Origin of the sequence: Pseudomonas neuropathica (assembly GCF_051174785.1) — a bacterium.
Lineage (GTDB): Bacteria > Pseudomonadota > Gammaproteobacteria > Pseudomonadales > Pseudomonadaceae > Aquipseudomonas > Aquipseudomonas neuropathica_A.
Genome location: NZ_CP195111.1, coordinates 4,374,629 through 4,388,235 on the forward strand (window position 1 = coordinate 4,374,629; position 13,607 = coordinate 4,388,235).

The window sequence follows — 13,607 nt, forward strand, 5'->3', positions numbered from 1 at the left end:
GAGAAGTTTTGATGAAGCCGCTTTACCTCGCCTCCGGATCGCCGCGTCGACGTGAATTGCTCACGCAGATCGGCGTTCCATTCTCCGCCATTAGTGCGGATATTGACGAAACTCCATTACCCGAAGAATCACCGTTGGCCTATGTCGAGCGTCTGGCGCGCGGCAAAGCCGAGGCTGGTCGGCGCACGGTCGTGTCTACTCAGCCATTCTGCGTGCTGGGTGCCGACACCGCCGTGGTGCTTGACGGCAAAATTCTTGGCAAACCGGTGGACGAAGCCGATGCATGCGCCATGCTGAAGATGTTGTCCGGCAAGGAGCATGAAGTGCTGACCGCTATCGCCGTGCTTGAGGGCGAGCGCTGCGAGTCGCGGGTGGTGCGCAGTCTGGTGCGGTTCCGTCCGATCAACGGTGAAGAAGCTGCTGCCTATTGGGCCAGCGGTGAGCCGCGGGACAAGGCCGGTGGTTATGGCATTCAGGGGCTCGGCGCGGTGTTTGTCGCCGGGCTCAATGGCAGTTATTCGGCGGTGGTCGGGCTGCCAGTTTGCGAAACCGCAGAACTGTTAGGCCATTTCGGCATACCCTGTTGGCAAAACCTGAACGCGCAATAAGCGTCGTACGAATCCAGATGCGGCCATTATCGTGAACACGCCTGAACGAGATCCTGCCATGAGTGAAGAGATTCTGATCAACATCACGCCGATGGAGTCGCGCGTGGCGGTGGTCGAAAACGGTGTGCTGCAAGAAGTCCACGTTGAGCGCACGCAAAAACGCGGGATCGTCGGCAACATCTATAAAGGCAAGATCGTCAGGGTGCTACCGGGTATGCAGGCGGCATTCGTCGACATCGGCCTGGATCGTGCCGCGTTCATTCACGCCGCTGAAATCTCTCTGCGCGAAGGTCCTGCGGTCGAAAGTATCAGCGCGCTGGTGCACGAAGGCCAAAGTCTGGTGGTGCAGGTCACCAAAGACCCGATCGGCTCCAAAGGTGCGCGGTTGACCACGCAGCTGTCGATTCCGTCGCGCTATCTGGTGTACATGCCGCGCACCGCCCACGTTGGCATTTCGCTGAAAATCGAAGACGAAGCCGAACGCGAACGTCTGAAACAGGTAGTCAGCGACTGCGTGGCCAAAGAAGGCATCAAGGAGGCGGGCGGTTTCATTCTGCGCACTGCTGCCGAAGGCGCTGGCGCCGACGAGATCCTTATGGACATCCGCTACCTGCGGCGTCTGTGGGACCAGATCAACGAACAGATCAAAACCATCTCCGCGCCTAGCGTGATTTACGAAGACCTCGGTCTGGCGTTGCGTACGCTGCGGGATCTGGTCAACCCGAAGATCGAGAAGATCCGTATCGATTCCCGGGAAACTTTCCAGAAAACCACGCAGTTCGTCGCTGAACTGATGCCGGAAATCGCCGATCGTCTGGAGCACTATCCAGGTGAGCGGCCGATTTTCGACCTGTACGGTGTCGAAGACGAAATCCAGAAAGCCCTCGAACGCAAGGTACCGCTGAAATCCGGCGGTTATCTGGTGGTCGATCCGGCGGAAGCCATGACCACCATCGATGTAAATACCGGGGCTTTCGTCGGCCATCGCAATCTCGAAGAAACCATCTTCAAGACCAATCTCGAAGCGGCCACGGCAATTGCCCGGCAAATGCGCCTGCGCAATCTGGGCGGGATCATCATCATCGACTTCATCGACATGGAAGATGAAGAGCATCAGCGCCAAGTGCTGCGCACTCTGGAAAAACAGCTGGAGCGCGATCACGCCAAGACCAACATCATCGGCATCACCGAGCTGGGCCTGGTGCAGATGACCCGCAAGCGCACGCGCGAAAGTCTCGAGCAAGTGCTGTGCGAACCGTGCAGCAGTTGTCAGGGGCGCGGCAAACTGAAAACCGCGGAAACCATCTGTTACGAGATTTTCCGCGAGATCCTGCGGGAAGCCCGGGCTTATCAGGCCGAGGGTTATCGGGTGCTGGCGAACCAGAAAGTCGTCGATCGTTTGCTTGACGAAGAATCCGGTAACGTCGCCGAGCTTGAAGGGTTTATCGGTCGCACCATACGCTTCCAGGTGGAAACCATGTATTCCCAGGAACAATATGACGTGGTGTTGCTCTGATCCCCTGCGTCACTTTTATTCCACCGCGGCTGGCCTCAGCTTTTCGCAGTATTTTTGCCATGGGAGCCGACTGACATGGAGCGTCTGACACGCATTTTGGCCGCAATCACCCGCTGGGGGCTGGGCCTGTGCGCGTTGGTTCTGGTGTCGATGGCGTTGTATGTCAGTCTTGGCCGCGAGCTGACCCCGCTGGTGGCTGAATACCGCACCGACATTGAAGACAAGGCCAGTGCCGCCCTCGGCATGCCGTTGCAGATCGGCGAGCTGGAGGGTAACTGGAGCGGTTTTGCGCCGATCCTGCTGGCTCATGATGTGATGGTTGGCTCCGGCGCTAATGCCTTGCGTCTGGATCGGGTGCGCGCGGTGCCGGATTTGTGGGCCAGCCTGTTGGCGCGCGAAGTGCGCATTGCCCATCTCGAACTCAACGGTCTGAAAATCAGCCTCAAGGAAGCCGAGGACGGCACCTGGGCACTGGAAGGTCTGCCGGTGCAGAACGATCAGCCGCTCGATCCGCAGCAACTGTTCAATCGTTCGCAAATGATTCAGCAGCTGTCGGTGCTCGACAGTCAGGTGACCTTGCAGCCACAGGATCACCCACCACTGACCCTCACCTATGTCGGCCTCAATCTGAAAACCGGTGCCAGCCGCCAACGCCTCGATGCGCGGTTGACCTTGCCGGATGGTCAACCGGTGGCGCTGAGTTTGCGCACGCGGATTCGCCCCGACCAATTGCACAACAGTTCTGTGGAGGGCTACGCCAGCCTGCCGCAAAGCGACTGGTCGAAGTGGTTGCCGGAGCGCCTGACCCAGCAGTGGAATTTTTCCGAGATCAAGGCCGGCGGCGAACTCTGGGTCACTTGGGCCGAAGGCACGCTGCAAAGTGCGGCGATCCGTTTGAATGCGCCGCAACTGACCGGCGCCTATGCCGATCGCAAGCCGATCCAGATCAACAATCTGGCGCTCAACGCGTATTACGCGAACGGTGCTGAGGGCGCGACCGTCACCCTCGATTCATTGGCGATGAATTTCGGCGAAAACCGTTGGGAATCGCATGTACAGCTGAAACAGACACGCGCGACCGACAAGGTCGAAGAACTCTGGCACTTGCAGGCGGATCGTCTCGATCTGACCCCGATCACTCCGCTATTGAACGCCTTGGGGCCGCTGCCGCAAGGATTCGCCACGGCCGTCGATCATCTGAAGGTCACCGGTGGTCTGCGCAATGTGTTGCTGGATTTTCGCCCCAACGCCACCGACGGCAACAAATTCAGTTTCGCCACCAACCTGGATAACGTCGGTTTCGACGCCTATCACGGCGCACCGGCGGCTCGAAACGTCAGCGGCAGCCTCAGCGGCAACCTCGACGGTGGCGAGTTGCGCATGGATAGTAAGGATTTTGTCCTGCACCTCGACCCGATTTTCGCCAAGCCATGGCAGTACATTCAGGCCAACGCACGCCTGACCTGGAAGCTCGACAAAGACGGCTTCACCCTGATTGCTCCATACCTGAAGGTGCTTGGCGAGGAGGGCAAGATTGCCGGCGACTTCCTGATTCGTCTGCATTTCGACCATAGCCAGGAAGACTACATGGACCTGCGGGTCGGGCTGGTCGAGGGCGATGGTCGCTACACGGCCAAATACCTGCCCGAAGTCTTGAGTCCGGCACTCGACGAGTGGCTGCGTACGGCAATCCTTAAAGGTGCAGTTGATCAGGGCTTCTTCCAGTATCAGGGCTCGCTGAGCAAGAATGCCGGTGAGGCCGATCGCAGCATCAGTCTGTTCTTCAAAGTGCACGACGCTGAATTGGCCTTCCAGCCGGGCTGGCCGCACGTGAGCAAGGTCAGTGGCGATGTGTTCATCGAAGACAGTGGCGTGCGGATCTGGGCTGACAAGGGCCAGTTGCTCGACACGCAGGTCAGTGATGTCTTCGTCAATATTCCCCATGTGCCGGCCGGACAACACACGCACATGTATCTCGATGGCGGCTTTGCCGGCGGTCTCGGTGATGGCCTGAAAATTCTGCAGGACGCACCGATCGGCACGGGTGAGACCTTCGCTGGTTGGGAAGGCGCGGGGGATCTGCAAGGCAAGCTCAAGCTCGATATCCCGTTGGACAAGGGTGGCGACCAGCCGAAAATCCTTGTCGACTTCAAAACCGCCAATGCGCGGCTGAAACTGGCTGAGCCGAAGCTGGAGCTGACTCAACTCAAAGGCGATTTCCGCTTTGACAGCGCCAAGGGACTCAGCGGGCAGAACATCGCCGCACGTGCGTTCGACAAACCGGTAACCGCGCAGATCTTCGCCGATGGCAGCCCTGGCAAACTCAGGACTCGGGTGGCGGCATCCGGGCAGGTCGAGGTCAAGAAACTCACCGACTGGCTGGGCGTGACACAACCATTGCCGGTCTCCGGGACCATTCCCTATCAATTGCAATTGAATCTGGACGGCGCCGACAGCCAGTTGATGGTCAGCTCCAGCATGAAAGGTGTCGCGGTGGATCTGCCGGCGCCGTTCGGCATGGCGGCGGATGTCGGTCGCGATACGGTGTTCCGTATGACCTTGCAGGGGCAGGAGCGGCGTTACTGGGTCAATTACGATCAACTGGCCAATTTCACTTTTGCGGCACCACCGACGAACTTCGCCGAGGGCCGTGGCGAGTTGTTCCTCGGGGCCGGCGAAGCAGTGCTGCCGGGTGCCAAAGGCTTGCGGATTCGCGGGGTGCTTTCGGAGCTGGACGTCGCACCGTGGCAGGATCTGGCCAACAAGTACGCCGGTCAGGATCCGGGCGGCAGCGCCAAGCAATTGCTCAACAGTGCTGATTTCAAGGTCGGCAAGCTCACGGCATTCGGGACCACGCTGGATCAGGCATCGGTTCAGGTCAACCGCAAGCCGGGCGCGTGGAATGTGGCCCTCGATAGTCAGCAGGCCAAAGGCTCGGCGAACCTGCCGGACGCCAAAGGCGTACCGATTGCGGTCAATCTGCAATACGTGAAACTGCCGGCGCCGGACCCGACGGTTCAGGCTGACGAGAATTCGCCGGACCCTTTGGTCTCTGTCGATCCGACGAAGATTCCGGCACTGGATATCACCGTCAATCAGCTGTTTCTGGGACCGGATCTGGTCGGCGGCTGGTCGTTGAAGGTTCGGCCGACTGCCAAAGGTATCGCCCTGAACAATCTCGACATGGGCCTCAAAGGCATCCTGTTGCAGGGTAACGGCGGTTGGGAAGGCACGCCGGGTGCGACCAATAGCTGGTTCAAAGGCCGGATTGGCGGCAAAAACCTCGCCGATGTCCTCAAGGGCTGGGGCTTTGCCCCGAGCGTGACCAGCGAAGAATTCCACATGGATGTCGATGGACGTTGGCCGGGCTCGCCGGCATGGCTGGCGACCAAGCGTTTCTCCGGCACCCTTGATGCGTCGCTGAACAAAGGCCAGTTTGTTGAGGTGGAGGGTGGCGCACAGGCGTTGCGGGTGTTCGGTCTGCTCAACTTCAACTCCATCGGCCGGCGTTTGCGTCTGGACTTCTCTGATTTGTTCGGCAAAGGCTTGAGCTATGACCGGGTCAAAGGTTTGCTGGTGGCAAACAACGGTGTGTATGTCACCCGCGAGCCGATTCGCCTGACCGGTCCTTCCAGCAACCTTGAGCTGGACGGTACGCTGGATCTGGTCGGCGACAAGGTTGACGCCAAGTTGCTGGTGACCTTGCCGGTGACCAACAACCTGCCGATCGCCGCGCTGATCGTCGGTGCACCGGCGGTGGGCGGTGCGCTGTTCCTCATCGATAAGTTGATCGGTGACCGTGTGGCGCGCTTCGCCAGTGTGAAGTACACCGTCAAAGGCCCATGGAAAGAGCCGAAAATCACCTTCGACAAGCCTTTTTAACTAGCAGACACTACGCCTTGGTAGGAGCTGCCGAAGGCTGCGATCTTTTGTTTTAAGAGTCAGATCAAAAGATCGCAGCCTGCGGCAGCTCCTACAGATTTATGTGCAGATTCCGAGGAGCGGCCATGTCTTTAGCGGTGATTCAAATGGTCAGCCAGAGCGACGTTCTGGCCAATCTGGCTCAGGCCCGGCGCCTGCTCGAACAGGCTGCGGCCGGTGGCGCGAAGCTGGCGGTGCTGCCGGAAAACTTCGCCGCCATGGGCCGTCGCGACATCGCTGATATCGGCCGCGCCGAAGCAATGGGCGAAGGACCGATCCTGCCATGGTTGAAACAGACCGCCCGCGACCTCAAGTTATGGATAGTGGCCGGTACTTTGCCGTTGCCTCCAGTGGATCAGCCGACGGCCAAAGCCAATGCCTGCTCGCTGCTGGTCGATGATCAGGGCGAAATCGTTGCACGCTATGACAAGTTGCATCTGTTTGATGTCGATGTGGCGGACAATCGCGGTCGGTATCGCGAATCCGATGACTATGCTTATGGCAGTGGCGTCGTGGTTGCCGACACACCGGTAGGCAAACTCGGTCTGACCGTGTGCTACGACTTGCGCTTTCCCGAGCTGTACAGCGAATTGCGTGCTGCCGGTGCTGAACTGATTACCGCACCGTCGGCGTTTACTGCGGTGACCGGCGCGGCGCATTGGGATGTGCTGATTCGCGCGCGGGCCATCGAGACACAGTGTTATGTGCTGGCCGCAGCGCAGGGCGGAACCCACCCGGGGCCGCGAGAAACCTTCGGTCATGCGGCGATTATCGATCCGTGGGGCCGCGTGCTGGCGAGTCAGGATCAAGGCGAGGCGGTGTTGTTGGCCGAACGCGATAGCAATGAACAAGCGTCCATCAGGGCGCGAATGCCGGTGACGAGTCACCGGCGGTTTTTCTCGCAGGGCGCACAGCGGCCTGCTTCAGAACACGAATTTAAGGCGTAAACCTATGAGCGAGTTGTTGTCCTCAGTCAGTGATCACCTGTTGGCGCCCGGCGGCGTGACGATCGAGAGCCTGCAAGGCGTGCTCGGTGATCTGGCCGGTCCTGGCATTGATGCGGCCGACCTGTATTTCCAGGGCCAGATTTCCGAGTCCTGGGCGTTGGAAGACGGCATCGTCAAGGAAGGCAGCTTCAACCTCGACCAGGGTGTCGGCGTGCGCGCGCAGTCCGGTGAGAAAACCGGCTTTGCCTACAGCAACGCGATCACCCTCGAAGCGCTCGGCGCAGCGGCCCGTGCTGCGCGTTCGATCTCCCGGGCCGGGCAGAACGGCACGGTGCAGGCGTTCACCACGCAGGATGTTGCGCAACTGTATGCGCCGGACAACCCGCTGGAAGTGCTGAGCCGCGCCGAGAAAGTCGAGCTGCTCAAGCGCATTGATGTGGCTACCCGCGCGCTCGACCCACGTATCCAGCAGGTCAGCGTCAGTATGGCCGGCGTTTGGGAGCGGATTCTGGTGGCGTCCACCGATGGCGGGCTGGCGGCGGATGTGCGGCCACTGGTGCGCTTCAACGTCAGTGTGATCGTTGAGCAGAATGGCCGTCGCGAGCGCGGCGGACATGGTGGCGGCGGGCGTACCGACTACCGTTATTTCCTCGCCGAAGACCGCGCCATGGGCTATGCCCGTGAAGCGCTGCGCCAGGCGCTGGTGAATCTGGAAGCGATCCCCGCTCCGGCCGGTACCCTGCCGGTGGTGTTGGGTTCGGGCTGGTCTGGCGTGCTGTTGCACGAAGCGGTCGGCCACGGTCTGGAGGGTGACTTCAACCGCAAGGGCAGTTCCGCCTACAGCGGGCGCATGGGTGAAATGGTTGCCTCCAAGCTCTGCACGATTGTCGATGACGGCACCTTGAGCGGCCGTCGTGGTTCGCTGAACGTCGACGACGAAGGCACGCCGACCGAGTGCACCACGCTGATCGAAAACGGCGTACTCAAAGGCTACATGCAGGACAAGCTCAACGCGCGCCTGATGGGCGTGGCCCGCACCGGTAACGGGCGTCGTGAGTCCTATGCGCACCTGCCGATGCCACGGATGACCAACACTTACATGCTCGGCGGCGAAAGTGATCCGGCGGAAATCATCGCTTCGGTGAAGAAGGGCATCTACTGCGCCAACCTCGGCGGCGGTCAGGTCGATATCACCAGCGGCAAGTTTGTGTTCTCCACCAGCGAGGCGTACCTGATCGAAGACGGCAAGATCACCGCGCCGGTCAAAGGCGCGACGTTGATCGGCAACGGCCCCGAGGCGATGAGCCGGGTGTCGATGGTCGGTAACGATCTGGCGCTGGACAGCGGTGTGGGCACGTGCGGCAAGGATGGGCAATCGGTGCCGGTAGGCGTAGGTCAGCCGACGCTGAAAATCGATGCGATCACCGTGGGTGGCACGGGCGCATAAATAAACGTGTGTAGGAGCTGCCGCAGGCTGCGATCTTTGCTCTTAAGATCAAAAGATCGCAGCCTGCGGCAGCTCCTACAAGTGGCGAATATCAACGCAGACCGCGTTGAGTCTCGTCCAGCTCACGGATGTACTTGAAGATCTTGCGGCTGGAAGCAGGAGGTTTGTTTTGCGCAACCTCGTGCTGAGCCTGACGGATCAGGGAACGCAGTTGCTGGCGATCGGCGTCCGGGTACTCGACGACGAATTTTTCCAGCACGGCATCGTCGCCTGCGATCAGGCGATCACGCCAGCGTTCGAGATTGTGGAAACGCTCGTTGTACTGGCGAGTCGAGGCATCGAGTTGATCGAGCAACGTGAGAATCGCGTCAGTGTCCTGATCGCGCATCAGTTTGCCGATGAACTGCAAATGCCGTTTACGCGCGATGTTCGCGGTGTGCTTGGGCGCATCGGCCAAGGCCCGGCGCATGGCGTCGGTCAGCGGCAGTTTTGCGATCAAGTCTGGCTTGAGTGTGGTCAGGCGCTCGCCGAGGTCAACCAGAGCATGCAGCTCGCGTTTGACCTGAGATTTGCTTTTTTCTCCCGTATCGAGGGAGTCGTCGTAAGAATCAACCATGGTGGCAGTCCGCAAAGAAACGCCGCCATGATAACCAGTCGGGGGCCGCTTGTCCGGCCCGGTCGCTCGATGACCCCAGCCGAAAGCAGAATTTGAGTGGAGATGAGCATGAGTGCAGTTCAAAGCGTCGGCCCGCAGGCATTGCCGGCACTGCAGGAACAAGTCGAGCAGATCATCGCCGAAGCCAAGCGTCAGGGCGCCAGCGCCTGCGAAGTAGCGGTGTCGCTGGAGCAGGGCCTGTCGACGTCGGTGCGCCAGCGCGAAGTCGAAACGGTCGAATTCAACCGTGATCAGGGTTTTGGCATCACGCTGTATGTTGGCCAGCGAAAAGGTTCGGCCAGCACCTCGGCGACCGGTCCGGATGCGATTCGCGAGACCGTCGCGGCGGCATTGGCCATTGCCAAACATACTTCCGAAGACGAAGCCTCGGGTTTGGCCGATGCGGCGTTGATGGCCAAGGAACAGCACGATTTTGACCTGTTCCACGAATGGGACATCACGCCGGAGCAGGCCATCGAGAAGGCCTTGCTCTGTGAAGCAGCGGCATTCGACGCCGATGCGCGGATCAAGAACGCCGATGGCACGACGCTGAGCACTCATCAGGGCTGCCGTGTGTACGGCAACAGCCACGGTTTCATCGGCGGCTATGCCTCGACCCGGCACAGCCTGAGTTGCGTGATGATTGCCGAGGCCGATGGCCAGATGCAGCGCGATTACTGGTATGACGTGAACCGTCAGGGCAGTTTGCTGGCTGATCCCGTGAGCATCGGCCAGCGTGCTGCGCAACGGGCGGCAAGCCGTCTGGGCGCGCGTCCGGTGCCGACCTGCGAGGTGCCGGTGCTGTTTTCCGCAGAGCTGGCTGGCGGTCTTTTTGGCAGTTTCCTTTCGGCGGTGTCCGGCGGCAGTCTGTATCGCAAGTCATCCTTCCTTGAAGGCACTCTGGGGCAGAAGCTGTTCCCGGAATGGCTGACCATCGATGAGCGTCCGCACCTGATGCGCGCGATGGGCAGTGCTTCGTACGACGGTGATGGTCTGGCAACGTATGCCAAACCGTTCGTCGAAAAAGGTGAGTTGGTGTCGTACATTCTTGGTACTTACTCCGGACGCAAACTCGGCATGCCGAGCACCGCCAATGCTGGCGGCGTGCACAACCTGTTCGTGACCCACGGCGATGAAGACCAGGCGGCGCTGTTGAAGCGTATGGGCCGTGGCTTGTTGGTCACCGAATTGATGGGGCACGGCTTGAACATGGTCACTGGCGATTATTCACGCGGGGCGGCGGGGTTCTGGGTCGAGAATGGAGAAATCCAGTTCGCGGTGCAGGAAGTCACCGTCGCGGGCAACATGCGTGACATGTTCAAGCAGATCGTTGCCGTGGGTAATGATCTGGAACTGCGCAGCAACATTCGCACCGGCTCGGTGTTGATCGAAAGGATGACGGTGGCGGGCAGCTAAGTCCCAGCCGTCACACCAAAAAGGCGCGCCACCTCATCGGGTGGCGCGCCTTTTTTATTGGCTCCACACAAAACCAATGTGGGAGCGAGCCTGCTCGCGAAAGCGTTTTTACTGCCGACCGCCAAGGTGACTGACAGGATGCCTTCGCGAGCAGGCTCGCTCCCACCCTGAAATCTGCATCGCTCGGCGCCCTTGTTTTGGTTCTCATTATCATCTAATAATAAATCTCATTATCGGATGAGCCCCGGATCATGAGTTCTGCCTTGCACGAGCAGCCGTACCTCGAAAGCTGGCGCTGGATGAGTCGCCAGATCCGTTGCGCGATGGATCCCGACGAACCGCGCCTGATCGAACACTATCTGGCCGAAGGCCGGTATCTGGCTTGTTGTACGGCAACTTCTCCCTGGACCATCGCTGAAACCTCCTTCCGTTTGCTGCTCGACACCGCCACCGACATCGCGCTGCCGTGGCATTGGCGCAGCGTCTGTCTCGATCAAGCCTGGCGCCCGCTGCGTGAAATGGAGCGCCTGTCCCTGTGCAAATGCCGGCTCACCCGCTGGCAACGCTACACCTGGCAGCTCGCCACTTGCGAACTGCTTCCTTCGATTCCTCTTATTGAACTGGTGCAAGGATTTTCAGATGACCAAGACACGTATTGAGCGCGACAGCATGGGCGAACTGCAGGTGCCGGTGGACGCTCTCTACGGCGCGCAAACCCAGCGCGCAGTGGATAACTTCCCGATCAGCGGCAAACCGATGCCGACGCAATTCATTCGCGCACTGATCCTCGCCAAAGCCGCCGCAGCCCGCGCCAACGTCGAACTCAACCAGATCACTGCCGCTCAGGGCAAAGCCATCAGCGACGCCGCGCAAGGTTTGCTCGAAGGCGATTTCATGCAGCATTTCCCGGTGGACATTTTCCAGACCGGCTCCGGCACCAGTTCCAACATGAACGCCAACGAGGTGATCGCCACCCTGGCCAGCCGTCTGCTCGGCACGCCGGTCAACGCTAACGATCACGTCAACTGTGGTCAGAGCAGCAACGACATCATCCCGACCACCATCCACGTCAGCGCTGCGCTGGCCCTGCACGAACTACTGCTGCCGGCGCTGTTGCACCTGGTGCAAGTGATCGAGCAAAAAGCCGGGCAGGTGCATCACCACGTCAAAACCGGGCGCACGCATTTGATGGACGCGATGCCGGTGCGCATGAGCCAGGTACTCAATGGCTGGGCACAGCAGCTCAAAGCCAACATCGCGCATTTGCAGGATTTGCTGCCGAGCCTGCAATCGCTGGCGCAGGGCGGCACGGCGGTCGGCACCGGGATCAACGCGCATCCTGAGTTCGCCGCACGTTTCAGTCGTCAGTTGAGCCAGTTGACCGACGTGCAATTTACCCCGGGCAAGGATCTGTTTGCGCTGATCGGCTCGCAGGATACCGCCGTTGCCGTCTCTGGCCAGCTCAAGGCCATCGCGGTATCGCTGATGAAAATCGCCAACGACCTGCGCTGGATGAACTCCGGCCCGCTCGCCGGCCTCGGCGAAATCGAACTGGAAGCCCTGCAACCGGGTTCGTCGATCATGCCGGGCAAGGTCAATCCGGTGATCCCGGAAGCCACCGCCATGGTCGCCGCGCAAGTGATCGGCAACGATTCGGTGATCACCATCGCCGGTCAGTCGGGCAATTTCGAACTCAACGTGATGCTGCCGATCATCGCGCAGAACCTGTTGAGCAGCATCGAACTGCTGGCCAACTCCAGCCGCTTGCTCGGTGACAAAGCCATCGCCAGCTTCAAGGTTAACGAGTCGCGCCTGAAAGAAGCGTTGTCGCGCAACCCGATTCTGGTCACCGCGCTCAACCCGATCATCGGTTACCAGAAAGCCGCTGAAATCGCCAAGCAGGCCTACAAGGAAGGCCGTGCGGTGATTGATGTCGCTCTGGAACACACCGACCTGTCGCGCAGCCAACTGGAAGAGTTGCTCAATCCCGAGAAACTCACCGCCGGCGGCGTGTAAACCCCGCTACCGCTTTGGAGGCTCACCATGGAGCACTGGAAACGCACGATCGAACGGGCCAATCGCTGCTTCATGCTGGGCGAACTGATCGATGCCCGTGAGGCTTACCTGCAAGCCCTGGCCCTGGCGCAAGTGTTGTACGAGCGCTGGGCAGATGCCGACGAAGCGGTGGCGGCCTGCGTCATCTCCCACCACAACCTCGCGGATTTGCACCTGCGTCTGAATCAGCCGGAGGAGAGCGCCGAATACCTTTGCGCCATCCACCAACGGCTGTTGCAGACCATGCAGGACGAGCGACTGCGCCCGGCGTTGCGTGAAGCGGCACTGCGCCAGAGCAGCAAGACTTACGTCGAGTTGCTGAATTTCATCAGCGAGCACGGCGAATATCCGCGCACCCAGCGCTTATTGCACCCCGACACCGGCAATGCGCGCCGTGCGCCTGCCCCCCATCACCATGGAGTCCATTGAAATGGCTTTTACCCTGCCTGCCTTGCCTTACGCCTACGACGCCCTCGAACCGCATATCGATGCGCAAACCATGGAGATTCACTACACCAAGCATCACCAGACTTACATCAACAACCTTAACGCCGCTGTAGAAGGCACTGAGTACGCTGAATGGCCGGTAGAAAAACTCGTCGCCAGTGTTCAGCAACTGCCGGAAAAACTGCGTGCGGCGGTGATCAATCAGGGCGGCGGTCACGCCAATCACTCGCTGTTTTGGGAAGTGATGGTGCCAAGCGGTGGTGGGAAACCTGACGGTGCGCTGGCCAAGGCTATCGAAGAACAACTGGGGGGGCTCGACAGCTTCAAGGAGGCGTTCACCAAAGCCGCGCTGACTCGTTTCGGCAGCGGCTGGGCCTGGCTCAGCGTGACCCCGGAGAAAAAACTGATCGTGGAGAGCAGCGGCAACCAGGACAGTCCGTTGATGAACGGCAATACGCCGATTCTTGGTCTCGACGTCTGGGAGCACGCCTATTATCTGCGCTATCAGAACCGTCGCCCGGAATACATCAACGCCTTTTACAACGTGATCAATTGGCCTGAAGTCGCAGCGCGCTATCAGGCCGCACTGGTTTAA

The 13,607-nt window shown here is 60.0% G+C and carries 11 protein-coding genes; 10 read left to right on the forward strand and 1 reads right to left on the reverse strand.

Features of this window, described 5'->3' with window-relative positions; genetic code table 11:
- Window positions 1–11 precede the first annotated feature (11 nt).
- The 5 genes from ACRRSD_RS19665 to tldD all read left to right on the forward strand — a co-directional run bounded on the left by ACRRSD_RS19665 (window position 12) and on the right by tldD (window position 8,439).
- Window positions 12–608: a Maf family protein gene (locus ACRRSD_RS19665; protein WP_435034820.1), complete on the forward strand. Its 597-nt coding sequence runs from the start codon at window positions 12–14 to the stop codon at window positions 606–608.
- A gap of 58 nt (window positions 609–666) precedes the next feature.
- On the forward strand, window positions 667–2,124 hold the full coding sequence (rng, locus tag ACRRSD_RS19670; RefSeq protein ID WP_034154470.1) for a ribonuclease G: 1,458 nt from the start codon (window positions 667–669) through the stop codon (window positions 2,122–2,124).
- A gap of 75 nt (window positions 2,125–2,199) precedes the next feature.
- On the forward strand, window positions 2,200–6,006 hold the full coding sequence (locus ACRRSD_RS19675) for a YhdP family protein (RefSeq protein ID WP_435034822.1): 3,807 nt from the start codon (window positions 2,200–2,202) through the stop codon (window positions 6,004–6,006).
- Between the two features lie 125 nt (window positions 6,007–6,131).
- A complete protein-coding gene (locus ACRRSD_RS19680) occupies window positions 6,132–6,992 on the forward strand; it encodes a carbon-nitrogen hydrolase family protein (protein ID WP_435034824.1) in 861 nt (286 codons plus the stop codon).
- 4 nt (window positions 6,993–6,996) lie between these two features.
- On the forward strand, window positions 6,997–8,439 hold the full coding sequence (gene tldD / locus ACRRSD_RS19685; RefSeq protein WP_435034826.1) for a metalloprotease TldD: 1,443 nt from the start codon (window positions 6,997–6,999) through the stop codon (window positions 8,437–8,439).
- A gap of 91 nt (window positions 8,440–8,530) precedes the next feature.
- Here the strand turns inward: tldD and yjgA are convergent, their stop codons facing one another.
- The gene (yjgA, locus tag ACRRSD_RS19690) at window positions 8,531–9,055 is read right to left on the reverse strand and encodes a ribosome biogenesis factor YjgA (RefSeq protein WP_007915377.1); all 525 of its coding nucleotides are present in this window, start codon (window positions 9,053–9,055) and stop codon (window positions 8,531–8,533) included.
- Between the two features lie 108 nt (window positions 9,056–9,163).
- Between yjgA and pmbA the strand changes: the two genes are divergently transcribed.
- From pmbA to ACRRSD_RS19715, 5 genes are all read left to right on the forward strand, one after another.
- Window positions 9,164–10,510: a metalloprotease PmbA gene (gene pmbA, locus ACRRSD_RS19695; RefSeq protein ID WP_435034828.1), complete on the forward strand. Its 1,347-nt coding sequence runs from the start codon at window positions 9,164–9,166 to the stop codon at window positions 10,508–10,510.
- A gap of 251 nt (window positions 10,511–10,761) precedes the next feature.
- Window positions 10,762–11,169 (forward strand): FagA protein, encoded by a 408-nt coding sequence (locus ACRRSD_RS19700; protein WP_435034830.1) that lies wholly within the window; start codon window positions 10,762–10,764, stop codon window positions 11,167–11,169.
- Entirely contained in the window at window positions 11,150–12,526 is a 1,377-nt protein-coding gene (locus ACRRSD_RS19705; RefSeq protein ID WP_435034831.1) for a class II fumarate hydratase, read from the forward strand. The genes ACRRSD_RS19700 and ACRRSD_RS19705 overlap by 20 nt, the downstream gene beginning before the upstream one ends.
- A 27-nt stretch (window positions 12,527–12,553) precedes the next feature.
- Complete coding sequence (locus ACRRSD_RS19710) at window positions 12,554–12,994, forward strand: hypothetical protein (RefSeq protein ID WP_008085084.1); 441 nt, start codon at window positions 12,554–12,556, stop codon at window positions 12,992–12,994.
- 1 nt (window position 12,995) lies between these two features.
- Window positions 12,996–13,607 (forward strand): superoxide dismutase, encoded by a 612-nt coding sequence (locus tag ACRRSD_RS19715; protein WP_435034832.1) that lies wholly within the window; start codon window positions 12,996–12,998, stop codon window positions 13,605–13,607.